We start from the raw sequence: 24,498 nt of genomic DNA on the forward strand, positions 1-24,498 counted from the left end.
GCACAAAGGTGCGCCGATGGGTGGCCATCAGCCGTGGGGAAGCGATCGGAAAGTTCGGGTTAGATCAGGTAAGAAAGACCCACGGTCAGCGCAAAAGCCACCACCGAGATAATGGTCTCCAGCACGGTCCAGGTCTTGAAGGTCTGGGCGACGCTCATGTTGAAGTATTCCTTGATCAACCAGAAGCCGCCGTCGTTGACGTGGGAAAAGATCACCGACCCGGCGCCGGTCGCCAGCACCAACAACTCCGGGTGCGGATATCCCAGACCGATGGCCACCGGCGCGACAATGCCGGAGGCGGTGGTCATGGCCACGGTGGCGGAACCGGTGGCGATGCGCATCAGCGCCGCGAACAGCCAGCCCATCAGCAACGGCGACAAGTGAAATTCATGGGCCAGGCTGACGATCTGGTCGGTGACCCCGGCGTCCACCAGGATCCGGTTCAAACCGCCGCCGGCACCGACCAGCAAGGTGATGCTGGCCGTCGGTGCCAGGCATTCGTTGGTGAACTTGAGGATCGATTCGCGGTTGAAGCCCTGGGCGAGGCCGAGGGTCCAGAAGCTCAGCAAGGTCGCCAGCAACAGTGCGATCACCGAGTTGCCGATGAACAGCAAAAACTGGTTGAAGCCGCTGCCCGGCGTAGAGATCAGGTTGGCCCAACCGCCGATCAGCATCAACAGCACCGGCAACAAAATGGTCGCCATGGTGATGCCGAACCCCGGCAGGCTGTCGCGCGGTTCGCGCTCGAGGAACTGCCGTTCCAGCGGGTTTTCCGCCGGCAGTTGAATGCGCGGCACGATGAACTTGGCGTACAGCGGGCCGGCAATAATCGCCGTCGGAATGCCGATCAGAATCGCATACATCAACGTCTGCCCGACCGACGCCTGATACACCTGCACCGCGAGCATCGCCGCCGGGTGCGGCGGCACCAGCGCATGCACCACCGACAGTCCGGCGACCATCGGCAAACCGACCATCAGAATCGACACACCCACGCGACGCGCCACGGTAAACGCAATCGGCACCAGCAACACAAAACCGACCTCGAAAAACAGCGGCAGCCCGACCAGAAACGCGATGCACACCATCGCCCAATGCGCGTTCTTCTCGCCGAAACGGTCGATCAAGGTGCGCGCCACCTGCTCGGCGCCGCCGGACTCGGCCATCATCTTGCCGAGCATCGTGCCCAGCGCCACCACCAGCGCAATGTGCCCCAGGGTCTTGCCGACACCGGCCTCGTAGGCGCCGACCACCCCGGACGGCGGCATGCCGGCCAGCAGCGCCAGGCCGATGGACACCAGGGTGATGACGATGAAGGGATTAAGCCGGTAACGGGCGATCAGAACGATCAGCGCGATGATGGCGATGGCGGCATACACCAGCAGCCAATAGCCGAAGGACAGGGTCATGCGGTACTCCTCGAAAGGGTCACGTCGAATGGGTTGTGAAACTCATAAAACATTTCGAGAGGTGATTTTCAAACGAGGCGAAAGTAATTTTCGTAGAGGGATAAGGGTTGTCGTGTAGAGGTATGGGGGGTCGTGTTTTTTGAAACTGGGCCAGGCGGATTTTCATCGCGCCTGAGCCATTAATGTTGAAGTACAGCTCGCGTTTGAATCGTTTTGCGCAGTCGGTGAAATGTCGGCTCGCCGCAGATGACCGATTGGCTCAGTCGTTCATTTCCGCAGCAAGCACATTCACCAGCGCAGCGGCCGGCATCTCACGAATCAGGGGCGCTCCCTGCCCCGCCCACTGCACGGCAAACTCCGTGTTTGCCTGGGCGGTGGCCGCGGCGTTGAGCGCTTTGTTGGCGTCATAGGCGCGCGGATAGTCTGGCAGTGCCGTGCCAGCCTTTTCGAGGCAGGTGAAGTTGCGATTGACCATGCCTCGGGCAGGACGCCCGGAGATGACGCTGGTGACGGCAGTCTGGTGCGCGCGAGGCCCCTTCAAGGCCTCGCGATAGGCGCTGTTGGCGGAGGATTCGGGGCAGAGGATAAACGCCGTTCCCAACTGGGCGGCACTGGCGCCCAACTGCATGACTGCCTTGATCCCCGCGCCGTCCATGATGCCGCCCGCCGCGATCACCGGCAGTCGGCAAGCCGCCACCAGCACACGTACCAACGCAAACGTCCCCATTTGCGAATCCTGTTTTGGATCGAATACCCCGCGATGCCCCCCGGCTTCGTAACCTTGTGCGACCAGCGCATGTACGCCGGCGTGTTCCGCGTTCTGCGCTTCAGCCAGGTTGGTCACGGAACACAACAGGATGATGCCGGCGGCTTTGAGCGCATCGATTGCCGGTTTTGGCGGCAGCCCGAAATGGAAGCTGACCACCGCCGGCCGTTCTTCCAGCAGCATCTGCAGCATGTCCGGGTCTTCGACGAATGAGGTGTAGATCTCACGCAGCGCCGTCGGTGCAGCGGCCCCGAACTGCGCAAAGAACGGCGCCAGAAATGTCAGCCACTGCGTCTCGCGAGCGCTGTCGTGGACAGCCGGCTGGTGGCAAAAAACATTCACATTGAACGGCTTGTCTGTCAGCGCGGCCGTCTCGCGGATCATGTTCCGCGCCTGCTCGACGTTGCTCGCCCCGATGCCAATCGCGCCGAGGCCGCCGGCGCTGGACACCGCTGCCGCCAGTCGGGGTGTGGAAACCCCCACCATCGGCGATTGAAGGACGGGCAGTCGAATGTTCAAAAGGGACAACAGCGGAGTGGACATGGCATCACCTGAAGGAGAGTTGCACAGAGGTAAAAACGGACCCTTTGGCCCACGCGGCAAACCCTAAAGTTCACCGGTCAGAAATTGCGCCCTTCCACGGCCGAAGGACCAGTCCGCATCGGTGTTCTCCACCAGCGAAACAATCAGGTCGTCGGGTGACAGGCCACACTCGGCTTGCAGCCTCTCGGCCAGCAAGCGGTAGAACGCGGTTTTCTGCGTTTGTAGACGCGGTCGCGAGATCACCGTCAGCAACACCACATGGGCCGAACGTGTGTAACCCAATCCCGTGTCGTGCAGCACCAACTCCCCCGGACGATGTTGTGTGACGCTTTGGTAGCGATCACTGCCGGGCACTTCAAAGGCCTCGACCATCGCCTGATGGGTCACGTCCAGCAGGGTCTTGAGTTGTTGGTCATTGCGCCCCTGAATGAGGTCGAACTTGAGCAGCGGCATAGCGGTTCACCTGTGCGGAAAAAACCGGGAGCGAGGTGTTCGCTCCCCCTGGGAAAAAACGATGCCGTGCAAGCCCGCGCCAACACGTCATCCACCCCAAACCTGTGGAGCAGAAAGCGGTGCTTACTTGGAGGTCGGCATCGCGAATTCCGCGCCCTTGGCGATGCTGTTCGGCCAGCGCTGCATGATCGACTTCTGCTTGGTGTAGAAGCGCACGCCCTCTTCGCCGTAGGCGTGTGTGTCACCGAACAGCGAGCGCTTCCAGCCACCAAAACCGTGCCACGCCATCGGCACCGGAATCGGCACGTTGATGCCGACCATCCCCACCTGAATGCGGCTGGCGAATTCACGTGCGATGTGACCGTCGCGGGTATAGCAAGCGGTGCCGTTGCCGAACTCGTGTGAGTTGACCAGATCGACCGCCTCGGCGAAGTCCTTCACGCGCATGCACGCCAACACCGGACCGAAGATTTCCTCTTTGTAGATTTTCATCTCGGGGGTGACATGGTCGAACACCGTGCCGCCGAGCCAGAACCCTTCCGCGCAATTCGCGCCAGCCTGGGCGCCGTCAAAACCACGGCCGTCGACCAGCAGCTCTGCGCCCTCCGCAATGCCTTGTTCGATGTAGCCAGTGATGCGTTGCAGTGCGACTTGCGACACGATCGGGCCCATCTCGGCGGCCAGGTTCGTGCCTTCGAGGACTTTGAGCGTCCGGGTGCGTTCCACCAGTTTCGGCATCACCTTATCGGCGACATCGCCAACAAACACCGCCACGGAGATCGCCATGCAGCGCTCGCCGGCAGAGCCGAACGCCGCGCCGATCAGCGCGTCGACCACCTGATCGATGTCGGCATCGGGCATCACCACCATATGGTTCTTCGCGCCGCCCAACGCCTGGACACGCTTGCCGTGGCGGGCACCGGTCTCGTAGATGTAATTGGCAATCGGCGTCGATCCGACAAAGCTCACCGCTTTGACGTCCGGGTGATCGATCAGCGCATCCACGGCTTCTTTATCGCCCTGCACCACATTGAACACGCCATCCGGCAGCCCGGCTTCCTTGAACAATTCGGCGATCAGCAGCGAAGGCGACGGGTCGATGGGGCTCGGCTTGAGCACGAAGGTGTTGCCGCAGGCGATGGCCACCGGGAACATCCACATCGGCACCATCACCGGGAAGTTGAACGGGGTGATGCCGGCCACCACGCCCAACGGCTGGCGCATGGTCCAGTTGTCGATGTTGGTGGAGACCTGTTCGGTGTAATCACCCTTGAGCAGTTGCGGGATGCCGCAGGCGAACTCGACGACCTCGATGCCGCGCGTCACTTCGCCCTGGGCGTCGGTGAAGACTTTGCCGTGCTCGGCGGTGATCATGCGCGCCAGTGTGTCGCGGTGTTCATTGAGCAGCGCCAGGAACTTGAACAGGATGCGGGCGCGACGCAGCGACGGCAGCGCCGACCAGGCTGGAAACGCGGCCGCGGCCGACTTCACTGCCGCGTCGACTTCAGCGGCATTGGCGAGGGCCACTTTGCCGATGACGGAGCCGATGGCAGGGTTGGTGACATTCTGCGTGCGACCGGAAGTACCGTGCGTCACGCGGCCGTGAATGTAGTGTGCGATGTCTGCTGGCTGGTTGCTCATGGCGGGTGTCCCCTGGTGGTGGATAAGAGCCATCTCTTGTTGTTGTCGGGAGTGCGCCAGGCGGCCGATGGCTCGCCTGCCAGGGTCAAAGTAGGCCAGCCGAAGGATCATGTAAAATGATGATTAATGATCTTATGGATCAGAAATGGTGAAGGTGTTAGCGGTGTTAAACAGCGTTGCTGAATGCTTGTTTAAGCGCGCTCTTGGTTACGAGATGAAAGCTACAAAACCTTGCGCCGTTGCCTACGGGTACGCCAGAATCCGCCGGCTTGTGCGCTTTGGGGGTGCCCGGTAACTTGATTCGTGCCACTGCTCATCAGTGGTCGGGTTTAGTCGCCCGGGGATGATTCAAAGCGTATTGGCATCCAGACAGTCAGGTCATTTCATGCCTGAACTTCATGGTAGCTGTGCGCAGGGCGCCTTCGGGTGCGCCGGTTTTGAGTCTCCCCCGGTCGACTAACCTGCGTACAGCTGCCACCCCTTGTTTAGTCGCAAGTCGGTGACGGCTCCACGTTTTTGGAGACAGAACCATGGTCAAACCCTCACCCAATCCGCCAGACACCGATACAGCCTCCCCGTACGAACCTGATTCAAACAAACTCAACGAGGCCGCCGAGCGTGCCCTCGACTACCACTTCCCGTCGACTGCCGACATCAAAGCCACGCCGCGCACACCCAGCACTTTGTTTACCGTGGACCCAGAGCTCACGACCGAAACCCTGATGGTTTATCTAGTCGAGACGCTGGCCTCGGTCGATGTGATGGTCCATCACTTGGTGGACCTTCTGGACGGTGGGTCGCGCAATGCGCTGCTGGGCATTTCCAACAGCATCATGCTGGCGGAGATCACGGCGAACCGGGTGCTGGATCAGATTGATCCGCGAGACTGAACACCGCTAAGCGGGTCAACCATTGTAGGAGCGAGCCGGCTCGCGAAAAGCGTTAACGATAACGCGTGAAGCCTGGAAACACGCGGTGTCTATGCGCTCTTCGCGAGCAGGCTCGCTCCTACAAAAAGCCGTGCAAGTGCGTGTACAACTATCAATCCTGAAGCGCTTTTTGCAGCCACTTCGCCCGCTCCGACAGGCGCCGTTTCCAGTCTTCGGCCAACCCACGGCTTGCCGCCAGCGCCAGCAGATCGTCGATCACCGGCCGGTGCGACAACTGCACCTGCCAGAATTCATCGATGGAAAAACGCTCCGTTTGCCTTTCCAGCAGCTCGATCCTGTCGCCCGCTTCAATGAAGCCCGGTTGAAGCACCCGGTAATACCAACCGGTGATTCGCTCCTTGGCGACATGCATCGACATCCGCTCGGCGTCGAAACGATGATTGATTTTCCAGCACGGGCTGCGCGGTTGAGAGACCTGCAACACCGCACTGCCCATCTGGAATACATCGCCGATGTGCACGTTGCGCTCCGAGAGTTCGAGCGCAGAAATGTTCTCCCCCAGGCTGCCGGGAAGCAGCTCATGGGCGCAGTGCGCAAAGGCCTGCGCCAGGTGCTGATAATTTTCGGCCGCATAGTGATGAACAGCCTTTTCCGGACCGCCGTGAACCCTGGTATCGCCGTGCTGGTCACCGACAATCCCGTGAAGCTCGACGCGAACGGGGCCTGAACGGCGCTGTTTGAAGATGCCCGTACGCTGCCCTTCGGGCTTCAACAGCCCCAGGCCGCCGGCGAAGACGTGATCAATTTTCGAAATGAGTGTCATAGGTCGATCCGCATCTTTTACCGGGTTTCGGCCACTTTACTAACCACCGACAATGACCGTAAAGTGATCGTTAAATATGTCCATAATCACTTTTTATGATGGATGGTGACGATCATGGAAATGCGCCAACTGAAGATTTTCTGCGCGGTTGCCGAACTCGGCAGCTTCACCGCAGCCGCCGTCAACGTGAACACGGTGCAGTCCAACGTCACCATGCGGGTGAAGGAACTGGAAGCCGAACTGAACCGGGAGCTGTTCATCCGCAAGAAATCCGGGGTGGTGCTCACGTCGGCGGGCGAGACCTTCCTCGGTTATGCGCGGCGCATCCTGCAACTGACAGAAGAAAGCCGCAATGCGTTGACGGACACCGGTGTTCCGACCGGCCTGCTGCGGCTGGGCTCAATGGAAACCACGGCGGCCATTCGCTTACCGCAGGTGCTGACGAAGTACCGCGAGCAATACCCCGAAGTGCAACTGTCGCTGCTGACCGGAACGACGGCCGAGTTGATCAAGGCGATTGAAGCGCATCGACTCGACGGCGCGTTTGTCGGTGGATTTCACCAGAACCCGGCGTTGGCGCAGGAAGAGGTGTTTCAAGAGGAACTGGTGCTGGTCAGTAGCAGTCACTTCGAGACACTGCCAGCGCTGATCGAGAAAATCCCCCAGCAAACCGTGCTGGTCTTCCGCACCGGATGCTTCTATCGCTCCACCCTGGAAAACTGGTTCTACCAGGTCGGGCTGGTGCCCAACCAGATCATGGAGCTGGGCACCCTCGATGGCATCCTGTCATGCGTCGCGGCGGGCATGGGCGTGACCTTGCTGCCCAAGGCCATCGCAGAGAATTGCAGCGTGCGCCATGCGATTCGCTGCCACACGCTACCGGCCGAATTCGCCAAGGTTTCGACCGTATTCATCCGCAGGAACGACTCGATGATCACCTCGGCGATGAGCGCGTTTATCGGCCTGGCGCAGGAGCAGATTGCCCGGCCGGCGGCTGCGTAAAGCTGATGTCGGCAACCGCCGCGGGCCCACGCAAAACGGCTCGGTGAATTACACCGAGCCGTTGCTTTCATCACGCGATCAATCAAGGTTCACTGCCAGCCAAGCGGCCTTCTCTGCTCCAGTAAAAATCTGCCAGTGTCGGCATAAGCGCCGCCGCCCTCGATCAGGTTTGTGCTCATCGGCAGTCCTGTCACCAGCTCCGCCACACGCTCTGCTGCGGGGACGACGCTGTGGATCTTGCCAACGCCCTGCCCCGCGTACAGCGACAGCTTCTTGGCCATGCGCGGTTTGTCGATTGCGCGGGCGCCACCGCCGATGAAGCGCAGCAGGTTCCACTTGTCACGATTGGGAATCACCCGGTGCGGCGTGCCGTAAGTCCAGCCGAACGAATACCCGGTCCGGTACTCGGTGTCATCCGTCGTCGCCTCGACAATTTTTTGCTTGTAGAGCGGATGAGCGTTCGACTCGTCGGTGGCAATAAACGCGGTGCCCACCACCACCCCAGACGCGCCGAGCGACATCAGCGCGCGGACATCGTCGCCGTTGGTGATGCCACCGGCCGCCAGCACCGGCCGCCCCTCGGAGACCGCAAGGATGGACGTCAGCAACGGCATGATGCCGATGGTGCCTCGATTCAAATGACCGCCACTTTCGCTGCCTTGCGCCACGATGATGTCAGCGCCTTGCGCGATGGCGATTTTCGCCAGCTCCACCGAGCCCGTTTGCACCATGACCACCAGCCCCGCGTCTTTGGCCCGGGGAATCATGTCGGCGGAATAGGCCTCGGCGTAAAACAAGGACAGCAGGCGCGGTTTTTCTTCGAGCACGACCTGGAATTGAGCTTCAAACACATCAGGGCCGCCGAACTGCGGCACCAGGTTCACGCCAAAGGGTTTGTCGGTCAGCGCTCGGGTTTCCTGTATCCATTGGCGCAAGGTCAAGGGTGGCAGGCGCAAGCCGCCCACCACACCCAAACCCCCGGCGTTGGCGACGGCCGCAACAAGCGGCGGGCCGGAAATCGCCGCCATCCCGCCGAGAAAAATCGGGTATTTCACGCCGCACAGTTGAGTGATGGCGTTACCTGCAAAATCGAATCTGGCTTCGTTCATGGCTCACAGCTCCACATGTTTTCCAAGCATCCGCTTGAGCGTGTTGTTCTTCAGGAGAAAGTGATTCTTGAGCGCACCGAACACGTGCAAGGCCAGGCCGGCCAGGAACGCCGACGCCCCGATATCGAATAGCACATCGACCACCTGCTTCAGCGCTGCATTGGTGGGCAAGAGCGCCGGAATCGAAAAGCCTCCGGGCAGCCCCACCCCCTCGCCGGCCGCCGCCCGCGAGGCCCACACCGCGACCGGCAGCAGCACCATCGCCAGGGCGAGTGCCACCGCAACGGAACGGCTGATGATCACTTCAATGGGGTTGGGCGTGCCCACCGGCAGCGGGTGGTAAGCGGTGATCCGGGCCCAGAACCGATAGATCGATACGAGAAACAGGATCAGCCCCATGAGGTTTTGCAGGTGTACCAACGACATCCGCCCGGCCTCACTGGACGCCTGGCCGATCATCATCTGCAAGCCGAGGATGGCGAGCAGCGACAACGCCACGACCCAGTGCAGCACGACCGTGATGGGTGAAAACCTTAAGCCATTGTCTCGAAGTTGCATGGCTGACTCCTTTTGCAGAAAGCGCAAATCAGGGTATGGAAATGACTGGCACACCCTCATCGCGATGACGGTGTGCCGCGTCTCAGTGGCTGACCGCTTGCGATGCGCCAAGGCCGGTGCGGGCGCGAATGAGCTGATCATCGAAAAGCTCGCGTTCTAGCGCGGCCCCGCGACTGCGATCGGTGACCGAGCCGAGCCAGGTAAACAGGAACGCCACGTTCATCGAGATGATGGCCGGGTAGTCGAAGGGGAAGATCGCGTCGGTATTGCCCAGCACTTTGACCCACACCGCCGGCGAGAGAATCACCAGGCTGACCGAGCTCACCAGCCCGGCGATGCCACCGATCAACGCCCCGCGTGTGGTCAGCCCCTTCCAGTACATCGAGAGCACGAGGATCGGGAAGTTGACCGAGGCCGCCACGCCAAAGGTCAGCGCGACCAGGAAGGCGATGTTCTGGTCCTTGAACAAAATGCCCAGCACCACCGCAACGATGCCGATACCGACCGAGGCAATCTTCGACACACGCCGCTCGTCTTTCGCATCCGCACGGTTTTTGCGGAAGACCCGGACATAGAGGTCATGGGAAATCGCCGAGGTCCCCGCCATGGTGAGCCCCGAAACCACGGCCAGGATCGTGGCAAACGCGACAGCCGAGATGAAGCCCAATAGCAGGTCACCGCCCACGGCTTTTGCCAGATGCATCACCGGCATGTTCCCGCCGCCGATGAGCTTTCCACCGACAATGCCGGACTCGTAGAAGGCCGGGTCTTGCCCGACGATCACGATGGCTGCCAGCCCCAACACCGCAACGATCAGGTAGAAGAAGCCGATGAAGCCCGTGGCGACGAATACCGATTTACGCGCTTGCTTGGCGTCCGGCACGGTAAAAAAGCGCATGAGGATATGGGGCAATCCTGCGGTACCGAAGACCAGCCCCAGCGACAGAGAGATGAGCGCCAATGGGTCGGCCACCAGCTTGCTGGGCAGCAGGATCCGCTCGCCATCGTGATGGGCGGCAACCGCTTTTTCGAACAGCAGCTCGAACGAAAAACCGAACTTGCTCAACGCCAACACGGCGAGCAATGTGCCGCCAACCAGCAGCAAGCCGGCCTTGATGATCTGCACCCAGGTGGTGGCGACCATCCCGCCAAACGTGACGTAGATCGCCATCAACAGACCGACAGCGATCACCGCGTAGTTGTAGGGAAGACCGAACAGCAGCTGGATCAGTTGCCCTGCCCCGACCATCTGCACCACCAGATAAAAACAGACCACGGTCAACGAACCGAACGCGGTCATGGTGCGGATCCGGTTTTGATCGAGCCGGAACGAGGCGATGTCCGAGATGGTGATGCGCCCCAGATTGCGGATGCGCTCGGCGAACAAGAACAACAGCAACGGCCAGGCGACGAAGAAGCTGATTGAGTAGAGCACGCCATCAAAACCGTTGAAGAAAATCATGCTGGTGACGCCCAGTAACGCCGCCGCCGACATGTAGTCCCCCGCCAGTGCCAAACCGTTCTGGAAACCGGTGATGCCGCCGCCGGCGTTGTAGAAATCGTCCATCGATTTGGTCTTGGAAGCGGCCCAGTAAGTGATGCCCAGGGTCGTCAGCACGAAGACCAGAAACATCGCGATAGCGGTGATGTTCAGCGGCTGTTTTTCCACCGCCTGCAAGACGTCGGCGGCCGAGGCGCACGTGGTGACCGCGCCCAACAGAGAAGGCGCAATGAGGTAACGAAGAATGGGTTTCATACGATGACCCCCTCGCGAATTTCTGCGGTGAGGTCATCGAACTCGCCGTTGGCGCGCAGGATGTACAGGCCGGTAAACAACCAGGCCCCGACAATGAAGGCGACGCCCAGCGGCCAACCGATATTGATGATGCTGGTGGCGGAGAGTTTCTGCGCTAGAAGCTGGGGCGCGAACGCCGCGACGAGGATGAACGTGAAGTACGGGACAAGGGTGGCGGCAGTAAGACAAGCGACGAATCTTCGCTGCCGTGATACCAAATCCTGGTACCGGGGATGGTTGCGAATTCTGGCTGACTCGGATGCATGGTTCACGTTGACTCCGTGTAGCAGTGGACAGTTATTGTTGTTCCACAGCCTCAAATTCGAAGACTCGATTTGCCACTGGCTGCGGTGTATTTGCACCCTCAACCTATGCCCGGCCAAAGATCATGTAAAACGATCATTAGTGATGCGTATGATCTTTTTTGATGAATTCAATCGCTCCCTATGTCGGCCATTGCTTGCCTTTGCCGCACACGAAAACTAATCTGCTGAACGCTGTTTATTTGCGGTTTGTTATTGGTTTTAGAGATAGGTGAATTCGATGGATGTCACGGATCTGAAGGTGGTCGATGCGGTTGCGCGCCACGGCAGCATGAACAAGGCTGCGAGCGAGCTGAACACCGTGCAGTCCAACGTGTCCGCGAGGATTCGATCGCTGGAGGACGAGCTCGGGGTGGCGCTGTTTCAACGCAGCGCCAGAGGCGTCCAGGTCACGCCGGCTGGACGGCGGATCCTGCCCTTCGCCGCCCGCCTTTCCCGGCTCCTGTCCGATGCATCCTGCGCTGCGCGCGATGATGGGCATCCAAAAGGTGTGTTCGAGATCGGTACGCTCGAGACGACGTTGGCACTGCGTCTTCCACGGCTGATCGCAAAATTTGCCAAGGCTTACCCTGAAGTTCGCCCGGTGATTCGCACCGGCACCACCTGCAGCCTGATCCAGGGCGTCATCGACTGTAAGCTCGAAGGGGCGTTTGTCGTGGGCCCGGTCAATCACCCGGAATTGATCAGTGAACAAGCCTTCCGCGAAGAGCTCGTGCTGGTCACGTCCTGCGCCATTGACACGCTGGACGCGGTTGCCGCGGTCGACAATCTGAAGACGGTGGTCTTTCGAATCGGCTGTTCCTACCGCCAACGCCTGGATTCCCTGTTGGCCAACCTGGGCATCCTGGCGCCTGAGCCACTGGAGTTTGGCTCGATTGAAGCGATCATTGCCTGTGTGTCGGCGGGCGTCGGGGTCACGCTGTTGCCCCGAGGCGTTGTGGCGAGTGCTTTGCGCGAGGGGTTGGTCAACGTGCATGAGCTCGCGCCAGACATCGCCGACGTAGAGACGGTGTTCGTCAGGCGCCTTGATGGCTACTTTTCCAGCGCGTTATCCACTTTTCTGGACAGCGTTCGCCTGGACGGTGTCGCCCAGGTAGCGATTCCTCACCCAGCCGTTCATCAAGGCGCATAACACCAGCAATGCCGCCGCCACCAGGAACACATGATGCAGGCCGAAATGGGCGCCAATCTGGCCGCCAATCAAGGGACCTATCACCTGCCCTGAGAACTGCGCCGATTGCAGGTAACCGAGGATTTTGCCGGTGTTGTGCTCTTCGACCGAATGCCGGATCAGCTTGGCAATCGCGGGCAAGAGCCCGGCAATGGTCATGCCCATGACGCCGCGCAATACCGCCAGTTGCCACCATTGCGTGACGAACGCCTGGGGCACCATGACCACGGCCGTCAGCAACAGGCAACCGACAATTACGCTCCAGCCGCCCACCCGGTCGGCCAGCGCCCCCAGTCTGGCGGCGGTCAGGATACTGCCCAACGCAGAACAGGCCATGACCACACCGGCTATCCGCGCCTGATGATCAACCGGTACGCCGAGGTCGCCGATGTAGACGGTGATGATCGGCTCGATCGACATGTTGGCCAGCAGCACCATCATCGCAGTCATGAGCAGTGCAGCGATGACCGGCCATTTCGAACCGGCACCCTCAGGCCGGTTTTTCCTGTCCCGTTGTCTGGCGTCCGACGCTCGGTCGAAATCCTCACGAACGAACAGGATGGTGGTCATGGCGGCGACCGCAATCATTGCTCCACCGACGAAAAAGGTGCCGCGAATGCCGACAAGCTCAGGTAAAAAACCGCCAACCAGTGGCCCGATCAAGTTGCCGGACAAGGCCCCCGTGGACAAGACACCCAGTGCCCAACCCGCCCTTTCGCGCGGGACCTGCGACCCGATCATGACGATGGACGCCGATGCGTAGCCACCGATGAGCCCGGCGATGAGGCGCAATGCAACCAGGTCGGTAACGTCCCGGGCCAGCCCGATCAACGACATGACAATGGCCATCCCGATTGCCGCTCTGACCAGCATGGGTTTTCGGCCATAGCGGTCAGCCAGGCGCCCCCACAAGGGAGCAGTGATCGCCGTGCCGAAAAAAGTCGCGCCGAATGCCACGGCCGACCATTGCACCACGTCCGCCTGCGACGTCACGCCCAGTTGTTGAACGTACAACGGTAAAAAGGGCAACAACATGCTCAGGCTGACCAGGGTCGTGAACGAGCCGAACACACAAACGGTCAGGTTGCGGCGCCAATACATCACGTTTCTATCGGAGTAATTCACGGTGTCAAAGGCTCCGGGAATCGCTGGAGCTTTTCGCGCCTGCGAGCACATCAATCACAAACGCAAGCAGCATGGCCGCAGTCCCCATGATGAAGAGCACGCTGTAGTTCCCGTCGCTGTAGGAGAACAGGAACGACAAGCCATAGGCGGCGACCGCTTGGAACAAGGCAAATCCGACTGTGGCTGTTTGCCAGGCCGAACTGTGTTGGGCGGGATGATGGGCGAGAATTTCATGGACCCGCCCCAACACCAGCGGCACGGTCCCGGTCACAAAGGCCCCGACGACAACGCTGGAGGCCATCAACCAACCGGCTCCGAGCCCAAGGACAGGGACAATGACGGCGAAGGCCTCGACGATGAACGAAAGCCGTAATGCGCGACCAAAACCGATCCGGTCCGCCAGTGCGCCGGCAAGCAGTGGCCCGACGGTCGCGCCGATGCCGAAAAGAACCCAGTACTGCGCCCCCACTTGAAGACCTTCGCCCCTGCCCCGGGCAACGAAATCCACCAGGAAAATCATGTGCGGCACCCAGCCGGCAGCGTTGAGGGCGTACTCGACGTACAACGCCTTGAGTGTTCCGTTGCGTGCAGGATGCGGGTGATGCGTCGTTTCGGCGGCCGGCGCGGGTTCTTTCGGCCAGCCCCGCCAGGCAAGAGCTGTGAGCAGCAGGGATATCAGGCCAAGGCCGAGCCATGTTTCGCCCAAGCCCTGTTGAAGCAAGAGCGGCACCAGCGTTCCGGAAAGGGCAATGCCAACGCCCACGCCCACGCCCATGAATATGACCCCGGCGACCAATCCGCGTCTGGACGGTGGCACATGGGCCAGAACGGTCGGAGCGGCCAACACCATCAACGCGCCACCGGCGGTGCCGGACAGGAATCGCCACGCGAAGAACCACGCGAACGACACGGGATAGGCGCACGCGAAAAACGCCACACTGGCCAGCAGCATCATTGCTCTGAGCATGAACACCGTTGAGGTTTTCGCTGCCATGGAACGGCCGAAAATGGCGCCACCCAGATACCCGGCAAGGTTGGCGGCACCCAAGTAAGCGGCCTTGGACGGATCAAACCAGTGGGCGCCGATAATCGCTGGAAGCAACGGCGTATATGCAAACCGCGCAAGGCCGATGCCGACCAGGCTTGCAGCAAAGCCTGCCACCGTTGCCCAGCCTGCGCTGGCTGGCCGCAATGCGGGCTGCGCATTGGCGATCGTTGTGTTCAACCTGTTCATCATCCGCCCTTCTCTACTTCAGACAGGGCAGACACTACGCGCGCGGGATATATCTCAAGAAGCGAATTAATCTGATCGCGGTTATCTCGTATAGAGATACCCAGTGCTACGGCCAGTGGCGAAATTCAATCCTGCGCTTAATCCACAATGAACAATTTCGCGCCGCTGGTGGTAAACGACCGATGCCCTTCGGCATTGTTGCCCACCTGATAACTCATGCCGGCAGTCAGGGTGAATTGTCGACCGTCCTCCAGTTCCGTGTGCAACTCGCCTTCCAGGCACAACAGGATATGACCTCTCCAGCACCAATGATCGGCGAGGTATCCGGGGCTGTATTCAACCATTCGCACACGCGTCGAACCAAACTGACAGGTTCGCCAATAGGCGTTTCCGGTCTGGCCGGCATGGGTGACAGGTTCGATCGTCGACCAGTCGGTCGTCCCGAACGGAATGGCGGTGAGATCCATTTTTACCTCATCGAATACGGTAGAGGCGCAAACGTAACAACCTCGCGATGTGGCCGATAGACACAGATGGCCCGCATTTACGAGATACAGGGTTCAGTGAAGACTCCCATGCAGCCAGGTGATCTGCGAAACTGCCGAATGGCTGAACAGCCTTTGAATGGTTTAACCCTCCCGTAGAAGAGAGCGAAAACATGGTCACTTGTTACCTGAAGTACGTGCTGGATCCGTACCAGATCAGCGCATTCGAACACTACGCAAAGTTGTGGATTCCACTGGTGGAAAAATTCGGTGGCCAGCACCACGGCTATTTCCTGCCGTCCGAGGGCGCCAACAACATCGCGTTGGCGATGTTCACTTTTGCGAGCCTTGCCGAGTACGAGCGCTATCGGCAGGACTCCATGAACGACGCGGACTGCATCGCGGCGTTCAAGTATGCCGAGGATAAAAAATTCATCCTCAGCTATGAGCGGAGTTTTTTCCGGCCGGTGTTTGGGGATCAGGCCTAAAGCCGTTCGGAAAGTCTTTTGCCGGGCTTCCCTCAGGCCGTCATGACGGGAACAGGTCCAGTGTGCGCTCGACCTCTTGAATGTCGATTTTGAAGCCGTCGCCCTCTGGCGTTCCGACCACGAAGCCGAAATTCTGCCTGTCGCGATCCGTCAGGAACTTGTAGTAGCTGACGAAACGGTTCGGTGGCTGCAGTGCCAGCAACGAACCGCCCGGCTGGAGCACATTGACGCCGTGCACCAGCTGACTGCCTTCGACCCCCACCACCGTCCGCGCCCCGGCACAGGTCGCCACGATGGTCGGCACATCGGTTTTCAAAGGATCGAGAACGCGGAACCCCCTGCTCTTGCGCAGGTGTTCAGCGACCTCGAGCTCATTGCGCAAAAAGCGCAAGTCACCGTCGCCACCGCGCAGAATGAACACGCCGGGGTGAGCCTCATGCTTGACGTGCGACAGCAGTTTTTCCCCCATGGCCCGGTAACGCAGGTGTCTGTTTCGATTGTTGCTCAAGTCGTCGAACAGCACGAGTTCACGAAAAAACGCACTGTGCAGGCGCACCGGTTTCATGCCAAACCAGTCTTCGTAAGCGGGAGCCTGGGTAAACAACGGAAACCTGGCGGACGGCGCGGTGGTCACCGGCACACCTTCATCGCAGGCCAGGGAATAGGTCGGGCAGTCTTCCATCAACCAGGTTCCAAACCAGGTATTGCCGTTTTGCGTGCAGTAGACGGCGGCGCGATCGATCTCGGTGTCCACGGTAATGCGCGGGAACATACTTGGCTTGAGCGACAGCCACAGACTGGCGTTGTCCTTGTAGAGCGCGCCATCGATCATCCAGACGTCCTTGAGCAAGTAGCCTCGGGTCGGGCCTTGTTCTACGTCGCCCAGCCCTTGCATGGTGCGCGCTGGATGCTCGAAAGGATAAAAACGCTTTGCCTCCCACCCTGTCACGCGGTCCATTTGACCGGGCAGGAAGAACGCCGACGGAGAATGAGTCGTCTCGCCCGGCGCAATATCCCAACTTTTCAGCGCGATGCTTTTCAAGTTGATATCGGCTTTGCGTGCGAGTCTTTTTCTCGCCATGTTTTTGTAGGCGGCCAGGGTCCATTTTTTTTGATTGCCAGCAGTCGACGTGCTGATTGGCGAGAGATCGCTTTCCATGAAGAGTCCTCCCTGCGGGCAGGGTCAAAAGTCAGGTGCGAGCGCTGTCATTATTCAGTCCTGGAAATGGCTCAGCTGGATGGAATCCGTTCCATGACGGGTGGTGTCTGCAAACTGGCATAGCGACTGCGCAAGGTGTCGAGAAATTGTTCGCCCGAGCTCTTGGCGCAATACAGGTAAATTTTGTGCAGCCCGCCAAACACCATTTCGTGATAACGGCTGGCGACTTCTTCATCGCTTGGCCCGTCCGGCAAGCCAAGGTGCAAGGTTATTTCCTTGCCTTCGACAGCAAACAGCGGCGTGTCCCAGAGGAATCTGGCTCTCCCGGTCTTGGGCAGCCGGACGAACATGTACGCGTGGTTTCCCATGGAATCGATATCACCGCCGCGCCGTCTTTTCCATTTCAGCAGCCCGTCATCCGGGCGGGCCACGCAAAGACCGATGTCGTAATAATCGAAGCCATTGTCGATGGCCCATTCAAGTGCCATGAAGGTGGTAATCGAGTTGACCTCACGCAGTTTTTTCGCATCTGAAAAAATCGCCTCGACATACCCGAAACGCAGCGTGCTCCAGTAGCGCTTGCCGCCGCGAGTGACGACGCAACCCAGATGGCAGGCAACCACCTCGTCCTCCAGCATGATCAGGTCGAGCCGGCCGACGGTCTTGGCGATTCTCAAGACTTCCTGAGAGGGAAACTGCGCCGCGTGGATGCCTTGCCGTGCTTCGGCATAAGGTCGAAGCATTTCCCTGTCGGCCTTTTCGATTTCGTCATCCAGCAGCGTCTGGACCATCCGGTAGCGCGGTCGGTTCTTGCGGATGTTTCGACGCAACTCGCTATCGTATTTGGCGGTGATGTCTTCGATGGGGCGCCCCAGCGGTACGACGGCACTCAGGTAGAGGGGCACATTCAAGGCCCCCGGGGACGGCGCTTCACTGACTACCACCACATGATTCGACGCGGCAGGTGCCGATTCGTCGTCGACCGTTTCGGGCGGCCCCTGGGACTTCCCGCCGATGAGCAGCTTGGCCATTTCCCGCTGTTTTTTCCTGCCGATGTAGAGGAATTCGTAAGGACTGTCCTTCTGCAGCTTGAAGCGGGCAATCTCCCACTTCCAGAAGCATGCACGCCCCAGGATGTCCCGCAGCCAGGTTGCCGCGTTCCTGATTTCATAGCGTAATGAAGGAGAAATCAGTTTTCGGATAACGGCCGCCAGCTTCTCTTTCATTTCTTCGTCATCCTTTGAGCTATCGTCGTGAAATCAGAGAAAGATCCGGGCGGGACTTGATACTTTCGCTTAACCCTTGATATTTAAGACATATTTGATGGGATTACGCGTCCTCCATCAGTAACTATTAAAGATCAAGGCAGGGACTTTGCAAGCGGCGTATCGGCAGCGTAGCCGTATATTTCATGACGCCAGAATTTCTTCACTTCTGGACAGGCACGGGTTCAAAAGTGCCCTCCCCGCAACTGCACCCAAATGCGCCAAACCGGGCAAAGGGCAGGCGCAACAGCGTCTAGACTACAGGATACAGACACGCCTCCAGCCACTTGATACAGGGAAAGCGGGATGACCGGAAAAACCGCGCGCCCATGCGGGTCATGGGTCTTGCACGCCCTCCTCGCCATCAACCTGGCGCTGACAGCAGGCTGCGCACGCAACGCTGCCACGCCTCGCACTTGGGCCTCAAACGAAGGCTCACCTTGCTACGCCAAAGCGCTGCCCACTGTCGGCGAGGGTGGCCTGGCCTGGGGTTCCACCCTAGGCATGGCCCGCCAAAAATCCATGGACAATTGCATTCGCTACGCCGGACGCTCCGGTGGCGCGCCGGACACCTGCCAGGTGGTGTTGGCAGAGTGCAGAAAATAATGCAGCGTCACTGACAGCGTCCGCACCACGCGCACTTGCCCTATCCTTCTCTCCAACCCACAACTCCGGACATCGACATGCCCGCCCCCGAATCGACCCTTCTCGATAGCTGGCACCACAACGCCCAATCCTGGATCGACGCGATCCGTACCGGCGCCATCGAAAGCCGCCTCAAGGTCACCGACCAGGCGATCCTGCTGGCAGTGGCAAGCCGTCAGCCCGAACGTGTGCTCGACCTGGGCTGCGGCGAAGGCTGGCTGTTACGGGCGCTGGCTGAACGGGCGATCAATGGGGTCGGTGTCGATGGCGATGCGACGCTGGTCGAGGCGGCGCGGGCGGCAGGTTCTTCGCCGGTGCATCTGGCGAACTATGAACAGTTGGCGCAAGCCAAAGTGGACATCGGCAGCGACTACGACCTGATCTGCGCCAACTTCGCCCTGCTGCACCAGGACATCATCCCCCTGCTCACCGCCATGAACGCCCTGCTCGCCCCCGGCGGCGCGCTGGTGATCCAGACGCTGCATCCGTGGAGCGCAGCGGCCGGCGACTATCAGGATGGCTGGCGGCAAGAGACTTTCACCGGGTTCAAGGGACAGTGGCAACCCATGCCGTGGTACTTCCGCACCTTGTCCAGCTGGCTCAATGCGCTGGACATGGCCGGCTTTCAACTGACCGGCCTGCAGGAGCCGCAGCACCCGCAGAGTCCTGTACCGCAGTCGTTGTTGTTGGTGGCTGAGGTGCGGCGGTGAGTTTGTTTGATGGATGTCGGCGGGGGGGGGTGTTTGGTTGAAGACTCAGTAGCGGATCTCAGGCGATTGCGGCCCTTCACGGAAGGCGGCAATCGGCCAGAAGCGGGCGCTGGCTACCAACACTGGCAATGACCCAGCAGCGTTTCGACGGCTCACTCAGCGCAGAGGGGATCTGCTTAAAGTTTTCCGCAGGTAGCTTGCTGAGGAAGGGCACAAATGCTTGAACTGAGCTGTCTGGGTAATTGCGACAGGCGCCTTACCCCTATCAAGCAGTTCGTACCCATTTGCCGTGAAAAAATTAACAGCGCTTTGGGTCAGCAAATGCAGTCGAGCTGCGCCTCGGGAGACCACGTATTGTTCCAGTTCCGACAACACCGCCGCACCCAGTCCCGCACCGCGATGCTTCTCGCAAACGACCATAGAGCGCAGTAGGAGATCGGGGCCCGAGCCCTCCAACCCACCATAAGCAACCAATTCCCCGTCCACGTCGAATCGGTAGAACTGCCGCCCGGGATCGCTCACATCATCGTAGGGTAATCCAGCTTGACTCAAAGCCGCACGGAGCTGATTCAAACCGCTCGCTCCTACTTTAATCATCTGCATCGTCAGTGCTCTTACTAGGCTCTCTGACCTCAATGCTAGCACGCTCAATCCTTATCCCCCGATCAATCGAGAACGGCACTGGAATTCGTCTGCTTCGGGTCGTTTTCTGCCTTTCGCCACCGGCAGCTATGGGTCGGCCGCTACCCTTCGTAACTGGTCGTTATCAACCGAACATAAGGAAGTAGGAACCTTTAACGCCCACCCTCCCACAACTCAGCAGCCACCCGCGAGCATTGCTACGTCCAGTTATCGACCTGATGAGGCCAACCGCTCAACAGAAGTCGCCATTCAATCCCGAGCAATCTTGTCATTTGCCAAGGCTTAAGGCAGGGTCGATACCACTGACATCTCTGCCAAAGGAGTCACTCCATGTCAAAGCTATATCCCAGTATCGATCCTGAGGGGCTGGTCGAGTACTCAGTGGTCTACACCGACCGCTCGCTCAACCACATGTCGCAGTCATTTCAAGGCGTGATGAAGAACATTTCCAAGACCCTGAAACAGGTCTACAACGCCCAGGCGGTTGCGGTGGTCCCGGGCAGCGGCACATTCGGCATGGAAGCGGTGGCGCGACAGTTTGCCACCGGCCAGCAATGCCTGGTGATACGCAACGGCTGGTTCAGTTATCGCTGGAGCCAGATCCTTGAGATGGGCAACATACCGGCTGCCACCACGGTGCTGAAAGCCCGACCGGTCGACACGGGTCGCCAGGCTGCCTACGCCCCACCCCCTCTGGACGAAGTGCTGGCAGCCATTGCGGCGCAGAAGCCGCAGATTGTCTTCGCCCCCCACGTTGAAACCTCATCAGGGATTATCCTGCCCGACGAGTACCTGCGGGCCGTCGGCGATGCCGTGCATGCGGTGGGTGGCCTGTTCGTGCTGGACTGCATCGCCTCAGGCACGATTTGGGTTGATATGCACAAATGCGCCGTCGACCTGCTGATCAGCGCACCGCAGAAAGGCTGGAGCGCCTCCCCTTGCTGCGCTCTGGTGATGCTCAGTTCCCTGGCCCTCGAACGCATCGAGCAGACGCAGAGCAGCAGCTTCGCCTGCGACCTGAAAAAGTGGCTTCAGATCATGCAGGCCTACGAACAGGGCGGACATGCCTACCATGCGACCATGCCCAGCGATTCCCTCGCGCGATTCAACGAAGTGATGAAAGAGACGCAAGCCTACGGTTTCGACAAGGTCCGCGACGCACAACAGGCGCTGGGCGATCGGGTGCGCGCCATGTTGACCGGCAAAGGCATCAAAAGCGTGGCCGCACCCGGCTTTCAGGCCCCTGGCGTCGTGGTGAGCTACACCGATGATGCCGACATCAAGAACGGCAAGAAATTTGCCAACCATGGCCTCCAGATCGCCGCCGGAGTGCCGTTGCAATGCGACGAACCGGCCGACTTCCAGACTTTCCGCATCGGCCTGTTCGGACTCGAAAAGCTGCAAAATATCGAGCGCACGGTCAGCACCCTTGAGCAGGCACTGGACGAGGTGATGGTGAACTAAGCCTGCATCTTGCCTGGGCACTGCCGGCCCACGGCGCTGATCTAAGAATATGACGCTGGTCGTCCGGACGTCATGTTGGGACCACAAGGGAAAGCCCGTGCACGCGTCTTACTGACGCGTGTGCCACGGTGGAAGAGCCCCTTCGAAAAGTGAAAAGGCTCGACTCAGAAAACTGTTGAAGCGAGCGGCATCACGTCGCAGCCCTGCCTGTTGACCACCAATCAGGCACAGATGGGCCACCCGACCAATAACTTCTGCTTCGCCTGGCAAAGGGACCAAGCGCCGGCACGTGCGTATCGCGAAGTCCAGTCGTCTTGTGTCAACACGCTGCTGAAACTCGCCTACCAACGGATCGTGCAGCGACCAGGCGCGGATGGAAACTTCCCGCCCAGGTTGTTTCTCAGCGGCAATACTCAAGTAGCGTTTCAAGATTTCGCCCGCGCTACGACCCTGCGCCGCATAAGCGAGCATGCGCTCCGTGTAGTCTTCTTCCCAAGCGGCCAGCAAAGTGCGGACAAAGTCTTCACGATTGCGGAAATGGTGATAGAACGATCCGCGGGTCACATTCAATCGGCGCGATAGACTCTCGGCCGAAACACCACTATGTCCTATTTGGTCGAGGGCCTCAAAACCAGCCGCGATCCAATGGTTGCGAGTTAGTTTTCCCACCCGTTATTTCGCTCCATGTTTAGCGCCATACAGACTGTGTATGGCGCGCAACCGATTGATACGCTGCGAACACCAGCAAAGATAGCCGTTGCGTTTTGCACGCTAGCACTTTTCATGGAGCTCGCCTTGAAGAAAATCGTTCTGGTTGCTTTCGACCAATTCACTGATATCGACCTATTCCTGATGTGGGACATTTTGGGTCGCAACACTGAGGACTGGCACGTCCGGATATTGGGTTCCAGCGCTATCGTGCGATCGGCGCATGGCCTGCCTGTTTCGGTGCACGGTCCGCTTTCCGAGGCCAATAGTGCCGACGCGGTATTGTTCGTCAGCGGCAAGGAAGGGATACCCGCTGCACTTGCCGCCCCGGATTTCCTGCCGTCGTTTGAACTTGACTCCAGACGCCAGCGAATCGGTTCGATATGCGCCGGAGCGTTCATTCTCGAACGGCTTGGGCTGCTCAGCGGCCAAGCAACTACACATCCGGATGCACGATCGAGCTTGCAAGCTCTGGGACTTGAACCCGTGGACCAGCCACTTGTTTGCCAGGGGAACGTTGCAACTGCTGGCGGATGCCTTTCGGCGCTCTATCTGGTGGGATGGCTGGTTGAATCCTGGTTCGATGTCGGCAAGCGCCGTGCAACGTTGCTCCCTGTTTTGCCAGCTGGGCAGCAAGAGCTCTATGATGCCTTGATCGGGCTCAGCATCCGACAAGGAGCGTTATACGACAGACCATCGCAACAAGAAACGCGACATGGCATGTCATCTAATTGGTAGTTGGAACTCAGGAGAGATCCCCGATGCCCCGAGAATTTGAGCTCATTATGTCCGTGCCAGTGCCTTCGAGGTCCGGCATCACCCACCTTTACAAGTCGATGAACCTGGCGGACGCTTTTGCGATTCAGCTCCCGGCGGGCACCTCCAGCAATCCGGATGTGCTGGCTCGATTCATCCTTTCCCACCAGCCATCCTGGATCGGATGGCTCATGAAAGTCCGAGACACTATCGTTGCCTGTTTTGGTATCAAGACAGCCAGACATTTGGCAACGCTTGCTGATCGGATTCAAATCTTCAAGGTCTACAGCTCGAACCAGACTGAAATCGTGTTGGGAGAGGACGACAAGCATCTCGACTTCCGGATATCGATCCTGTGTTCTGGAGAGGCAGAGCCAGAAGGCAGTCGCCAACTCGTTTTTTCAACCGTGGTCCAGTGCCACAACCGCCTAGGCCGGGCCTACATATTCGTTATTGCCCCATTTCACCGCTTGGTTGTTAAGGCCAGCCTCCTCCGTGCAGCGCGCATCGGTTGGCCTGTGGCTACCGGCTCCGAAGGCTGAGAGCCGTTGCTGATCCATTGGGCACGAGATTGCGTCACTTTGTCGGTGCCACGCGGGTGCTGGATTTCAACGCAGATGCTCGATGAAGGGTGGAACACTAAGTGTGTTGAGATCATTGGAGCTGTCGGCAACTTGCAACGGTTCGCCCGCATATAACGTTGTGCTACCCAACGCCTGTGATAAGGCTCATTTCATAACTCTTAAGGTTTGCTTAAGGACTTTAAATGTCGCCGGCGGACAGACTTTCCTGAACGATCAGGAGAGCCACCATGAACCCGCAATCGGTGAATTCAAACCATCCAAGCACCCTTGTACGGCCGTTGGGCGCCCTGTCGGGCTGGCAGGAGCGCCGTGCCAAGGAGCTGATGCTGCGTGACATGGGCAGCTGCGTTCGCATCAGCGAGATTGCCGAACACTGCAACCTGTCCCGTAGCCATTTTTCCCGAGCGTTCAAGAAGGTTACAGGCCACTCGCCTCAAGGCTGGCTAGTGATGATGAAAATCGAAAAAGCCAAAAGCCTGCTAATCACCTCGATGCCGATCACCGATGTCGTCTATGAATGCGGTTTCGCGGACCACTCGCATTTCACCCGCACCTTCAGCCGCCTGGAAGGGATAACACCCAAGGCATGGCGCCGGGCCTTTGATCATGCAACGAACCACCCTCCCCAGACGCCAGTGATTGATCGGGACATACCCAGCTGGAGAATTCACGATAGCCTGGTCGATGGCATGGGACAGTCGCGCGCGCAAGAGCTGCATGCGTGAACTGATCTGGATCGACAAAACGAAC

Annotated in this window: 26 protein-coding genes; 10 read left to right on the plus strand and 16 right to left on the minus strand. The window is 59.4% G+C overall.

What is annotated here, in order from left to right:
- Positions 1-59: 59 nt before the first annotated feature.
- The 4 genes from IB254_RS18525 to IB254_RS18540 all read right to left on the minus strand — a co-directional run bounded on the left by IB254_RS18525 (position 60) and on the right by IB254_RS18540 (position 4,812).
- Positions 60-1,409, minus strand: a complete 1,350-nt coding sequence (locus IB254_RS18525) for a gluconate:H+ symporter (RefSeq protein WP_192418625.1) — start codon at positions 1,407-1,409, stop codon at positions 60-62.
- A gap of 259 nt (positions 1,410-1,668) precedes the next feature.
- On the minus strand, positions 1,669-2,718 hold the full coding sequence (locus IB254_RS18530; protein WP_192418627.1) for an NAD(P)H-dependent flavin oxidoreductase: 1,050 nt from the start codon (positions 2,716-2,718) through the stop codon (positions 1,669-1,671).
- A 63-nt stretch (positions 2,719-2,781) separates the two neighbouring features.
- Positions 2,782-3,171, minus strand: coding sequence for a tautomerase family protein (locus IB254_RS18535; RefSeq protein WP_192418630.1), 390 nt, complete (start codon positions 3,169-3,171; stop codon positions 2,782-2,784).
- 123 nt (positions 3,172-3,294) lie between these two features.
- A complete protein-coding gene (locus IB254_RS18540) occupies positions 3,295-4,812 on the minus strand; it encodes a CoA-acylating methylmalonate-semialdehyde dehydrogenase (RefSeq protein WP_192418633.1) in 1,518 nt (505 codons plus the stop codon).
- Positions 4,813-5,342: 530 nt separating this feature from the next.
- Between IB254_RS18540 and IB254_RS18545 the strand changes: the two genes are divergently transcribed.
- Positions 5,343-5,702, plus strand: a complete 360-nt coding sequence (locus tag IB254_RS18545; protein WP_192418635.1) for a DUF6124 family protein — start codon at positions 5,343-5,345, stop codon at positions 5,700-5,702.
- 151 nt (positions 5,703-5,853) lie between these two features.
- On the opposite strand, the gene IB254_RS18550 is transcribed toward IB254_RS18545, so the two are convergent.
- A complete protein-coding gene (locus tag IB254_RS18550; RefSeq protein WP_192418637.1) occupies positions 5,854-6,525 on the minus strand; it encodes an MOSC domain-containing protein in 672 nt (223 codons plus the stop codon).
- Positions 6,526-6,639: 114 nt separating this feature from the next.
- Here IB254_RS18550 and IB254_RS18555 point away from each other — a divergent pair, with 114 nt between their 5' ends.
- Positions 6,640-7,527 carry a LysR family transcriptional regulator gene (locus tag IB254_RS18555; protein ID WP_192418640.1) on the plus strand — a complete coding sequence of 296 codons (888 nt, stop codon included), beginning with the start codon at positions 6,640-6,642 and terminating at the stop codon, positions 7,525-7,527.
- Positions 7,528-7,616: 89 nt separating this feature from the next.
- On the opposite strand, the gene IB254_RS18560 is transcribed toward IB254_RS18555, so the two are convergent.
- The 4 genes from IB254_RS18560 to IB254_RS18575 form a co-directional block, all read right to left on the minus strand.
- Complete coding sequence (locus IB254_RS18560) at positions 7,617-8,636, minus strand: NAD(P)H-dependent flavin oxidoreductase (protein WP_192418642.1); 1,020 nt, start codon at positions 8,634-8,636, stop codon at positions 7,617-7,619.
- 3 nt (positions 8,637-8,639) lie between these two features.
- Positions 8,640-9,194: a cytochrome b gene (locus IB254_RS18565; RefSeq protein WP_192418644.1), complete on the minus strand. Its 555-nt coding sequence runs from the start codon at positions 9,192-9,194 to the stop codon at positions 8,640-8,642.
- Positions 9,195-9,276: 82 nt separating this feature from the next.
- Positions 9,277-10,950, minus strand: a complete 1,674-nt coding sequence (locus IB254_RS18570) for a cation acetate symporter (protein WP_192418646.1) — start codon at positions 10,948-10,950, stop codon at positions 9,277-9,279.
- Positions 10,947-11,261: a DUF485 domain-containing protein gene (locus IB254_RS18575; RefSeq protein ID WP_192418648.1), complete on the minus strand. Its 315-nt coding sequence runs from the start codon at positions 11,259-11,261 to the stop codon at positions 10,947-10,949. Before IB254_RS18575 ends, IB254_RS18570 begins: the two co-directional genes overlap by 4 nt.
- Positions 11,262-11,532: 271 nt before the next feature.
- On the opposite strand from IB254_RS18575, the gene IB254_RS18580 reads away from it, so the two are divergent.
- Positions 11,533-12,444: a LysR family transcriptional regulator gene (locus tag IB254_RS18580; protein WP_192418650.1), complete on the plus strand. Its 912-nt coding sequence runs from the start codon at positions 11,533-11,535 to the stop codon at positions 12,442-12,444.
- Here the strand turns inward: IB254_RS18580 and IB254_RS18585 are convergent.
- The 3 genes from IB254_RS18585 to IB254_RS18595 all read right to left on the minus strand — a co-directional run bounded on the left by IB254_RS18585 (position 12,361) and on the right by IB254_RS18595 (position 15,309).
- Positions 12,361-13,608: an MFS transporter gene (locus tag IB254_RS18585; protein WP_192418652.1), complete on the minus strand. Its 1,248-nt coding sequence runs from the start codon at positions 13,606-13,608 to the stop codon at positions 12,361-12,363. The two genes, IB254_RS18580 and IB254_RS18585, sit on opposite strands and share 84 nt — an antisense overlap.
- A 4-nt stretch (positions 13,609-13,612) precedes the next feature.
- Entirely contained in the window at positions 13,613-14,842 is a 1,230-nt protein-coding gene (locus tag IB254_RS18590; RefSeq protein WP_318653020.1) for a YbfB/YjiJ family MFS transporter, read from the minus strand.
- Positions 14,843-14,979: 137 nt separating this feature from the next.
- On the minus strand, positions 14,980-15,309 hold the full coding sequence (locus tag IB254_RS18595) for a DHCW motif cupin fold protein (protein ID WP_008029418.1): 330 nt from the start codon (positions 15,307-15,309) through the stop codon (positions 14,980-14,982).
- A gap of 191 nt (positions 15,310-15,500) precedes the next feature.
- Between IB254_RS18595 and IB254_RS18600 the strand changes: the two genes are divergently transcribed.
- A complete protein-coding gene (locus IB254_RS18600; RefSeq protein WP_008029420.1) occupies positions 15,501-15,815 on the plus strand; it encodes an NIPSNAP family protein in 315 nt (104 codons plus the stop codon).
- 40 nt (positions 15,816-15,855) lie between these two features.
- Here IB254_RS18600 and IB254_RS18605 read toward each other — a convergent pair whose 3' ends face one another.
- On the minus strand, positions 15,856-16,974 hold the full coding sequence (locus IB254_RS18605; RefSeq protein WP_192418656.1) for a glycosyltransferase 61 family protein: 1,119 nt from the start codon (positions 16,972-16,974) through the stop codon (positions 15,856-15,858).
- A 71-nt stretch (positions 16,975-17,045) separates the two neighbouring features.
- Positions 17,046-18,200 carry a hypothetical protein gene (locus IB254_RS18610; protein WP_192418658.1) on the minus strand — a complete coding sequence of 385 codons (1,155 nt, stop codon included), beginning with the start codon at positions 18,198-18,200 and terminating at the stop codon, positions 17,046-17,048.
- Between the two features lie 345 nt (positions 18,201-18,545).
- Between IB254_RS18610 and IB254_RS18615 the strand changes: the two genes are divergently transcribed.
- Together IB254_RS18615 and IB254_RS18620 are read left to right on the plus strand one after the other, a co-directional pair.
- Complete coding sequence (locus IB254_RS18615) at positions 18,546-18,845, plus strand: hypothetical protein (RefSeq protein WP_192418660.1); 300 nt, start codon at positions 18,546-18,548, stop codon at positions 18,843-18,845.
- A 77-nt stretch (positions 18,846-18,922) separates the two neighbouring features.
- A complete protein-coding gene (locus IB254_RS18620; RefSeq protein WP_192418662.1) occupies positions 18,923-19,594 on the plus strand; it encodes a class I SAM-dependent methyltransferase in 672 nt (223 codons plus the stop codon).
- A 156-nt stretch (positions 19,595-19,750) separates the two neighbouring features.
- Here IB254_RS18620 and arsN2 read toward each other — a convergent pair whose 3' ends face one another.
- Complete coding sequence (gene arsN2 / locus IB254_RS18625; RefSeq protein WP_192418664.1) at positions 19,751-20,197, minus strand: arsenic resistance N-acetyltransferase ArsN2; 447 nt, start codon at positions 20,195-20,197, stop codon at positions 19,751-19,753.
- A gap of 369 nt (positions 20,198-20,566) precedes the next feature.
- On the opposite strand from arsN2, the gene IB254_RS18630 reads away from it, so the two are divergent.
- Positions 20,567-21,700, plus strand: a complete 1,134-nt coding sequence (locus IB254_RS18630) for an aminotransferase class V-fold PLP-dependent enzyme (protein ID WP_192418666.1) — start codon at positions 20,567-20,569, stop codon at positions 21,698-21,700.
- A gap of 108 nt (positions 21,701-21,808) precedes the next feature.
- On the opposite strand, the gene IB254_RS18635 is transcribed toward IB254_RS18630, so the two are convergent.
- Positions 21,809-22,369 (minus strand): TetR/AcrR family transcriptional regulator, encoded by a 561-nt coding sequence (locus IB254_RS18635; protein WP_192418668.1) that lies wholly within the window; start codon positions 22,367-22,369, stop codon positions 21,809-21,811.
- A gap of 126 nt (positions 22,370-22,495) precedes the next feature.
- On the opposite strand from IB254_RS18635, the gene IB254_RS18640 reads away from it, so the two are divergent.
- From IB254_RS18640 to IB254_RS18650, 3 genes are all read left to right on the plus strand, one after another.
- Positions 22,496-23,146 carry a DJ-1/PfpI family protein gene (locus tag IB254_RS18640; protein ID WP_032832512.1) on the plus strand — a complete coding sequence of 217 codons (651 nt, stop codon included), beginning with the start codon at positions 22,496-22,498 and terminating at the stop codon, positions 23,144-23,146.
- Between the two features lie 23 nt (positions 23,147-23,169).
- Positions 23,170-23,706, plus strand: coding sequence for a DUF2867 domain-containing protein (locus tag IB254_RS18645; protein ID WP_192418670.1), 537 nt, complete (start codon positions 23,170-23,172; stop codon positions 23,704-23,706).
- 269 nt (positions 23,707-23,975) lie between these two features.
- Positions 23,976-24,473: a helix-turn-helix transcriptional regulator gene (locus tag IB254_RS18650; protein ID WP_192418672.1), complete on the plus strand. Its 498-nt coding sequence runs from the start codon at positions 23,976-23,978 to the stop codon at positions 24,471-24,473.
- Positions 24,474-24,498 lie beyond the last annotated feature (25 nt).

It is taken from the genome of Pseudomonas sp. PDM03, assembly GCF_014852385.1.
GTDB lineage: Bacteria > Pseudomonadota > Gammaproteobacteria > Pseudomonadales > Pseudomonadaceae > Aquipseudomonas > Aquipseudomonas migulae.

Bases quoted from the DNA above. Each gene is read 5' to 3' on its own strand.
- IB254_RS18590 (WP_318653020.1), bottom strand. From the start codon at position 14,842: ATGAACAGGTTGAACACAACGATCGCCAATGCGCAGCCCGCATTGCGG.
- IB254_RS18525 (WP_192418625.1), bottom strand. From the start codon at position 1,409: ATGACCCTGTCCTTCGGCTATTGGCTGCTGGTGTATGCCGCCATCGCC.
- IB254_RS18595 (WP_008029418.1), bottom strand. From the start codon at position 15,309: ATGGATCTCACCGCCATTCCGTTCGGGACGACCGACTGGTCGACGATC.
- IB254_RS18550 (WP_192418637.1), bottom strand. From the start codon at position 6,525: ATGACACTCATTTCGAAAATTGATCACGTCTTCGCCGGCGGCCTGGGG.
- IB254_RS18565 (WP_192418644.1), bottom strand. From the start codon at position 9,194: ATGCAACTTCGAGACAATGGCTTAAGGTTTTCACCCATCACGGTCGTG.
- IB254_RS18580 (WP_192418650.1), top strand. From the start codon at position 11,533: ATGGATGTCACGGATCTGAAGGTGGTCGATGCGGTTGCGCGCCACGGC.
- IB254_RS18530 (WP_192418627.1), bottom strand. From the start codon at position 2,718: ATGTCCACTCCGCTGTTGTCCCTTTTGAACATTCGACTGCCCGTCCTT.
- IB254_RS18555 (WP_192418640.1), top strand. From the start codon at position 6,640: ATGGAAATGCGCCAACTGAAGATTTTCTGCGCGGTTGCCGAACTCGGC.
- IB254_RS18570 (WP_192418646.1), bottom strand. From the start codon at position 10,950: ATGAAACCCATTCTTCGTTACCTCATTGCGCCTTCTCTGTTGGGCGCG.
- IB254_RS18560 (WP_192418642.1), bottom strand. From the start codon at position 8,636: ATGAACGAAGCCAGATTCGATTTTGCAGGTAACGCCATCACTCAACTG.
- IB254_RS18600 (WP_008029420.1), top strand. From the start codon at position 15,501: ATGGTCACTTGTTACCTGAAGTACGTGCTGGATCCGTACCAGATCAGC.
- IB254_RS18620 (WP_192418662.1), top strand. From the start codon at position 18,923: ATGCCCGCCCCCGAATCGACCCTTCTCGATAGCTGGCACCACAACGCC.
- IB254_RS18615 (WP_192418660.1), top strand. From the start codon at position 18,546: ATGACCGGAAAAACCGCGCGCCCATGCGGGTCATGGGTCTTGCACGCC.
- arsN2 (WP_192418664.1), bottom strand. From the start codon at position 20,197: ATGCAGATGATTAAAGTAGGAGCGAGCGGTTTGAATCAGCTCCGTGCG.
- IB254_RS18605 (WP_192418656.1), bottom strand. From the start codon at position 16,974: ATGGAAAGCGATCTCTCGCCAATCAGCACGTCGACTGCTGGCAATCAA.
- IB254_RS18630 (WP_192418666.1), top strand. From the start codon at position 20,567: ATGTCAAAGCTATATCCCAGTATCGATCCTGAGGGGCTGGTCGAGTAC.
- IB254_RS18610 (WP_192418658.1), bottom strand. From the start codon at position 18,200: ATGAAAGAGAAGCTGGCGGCCGTTATCCGAAAACTGATTTCTCCTTCA.
- IB254_RS18540 (WP_192418633.1), bottom strand. From the start codon at position 4,812: ATGAGCAACCAGCCAGCAGACATCGCACACTACATTCACGGCCGCGTG.
- IB254_RS18645 (WP_192418670.1), top strand. From the start codon at position 23,170: ATGCCCCGAGAATTTGAGCTCATTATGTCCGTGCCAGTGCCTTCGAGG.
- IB254_RS18545 (WP_192418635.1), top strand. From the start codon at position 5,343: ATGGTCAAACCCTCACCCAATCCGCCAGACACCGATACAGCCTCCCCG.
- IB254_RS18650 (WP_192418672.1), top strand. From the start codon at position 23,976: ATGAACCCGCAATCGGTGAATTCAAACCATCCAAGCACCCTTGTACGG.
- IB254_RS18535 (WP_192418630.1), bottom strand. From the start codon at position 3,171: ATGCCGCTGCTCAAGTTCGACCTCATTCAGGGGCGCAATGACCAACAA.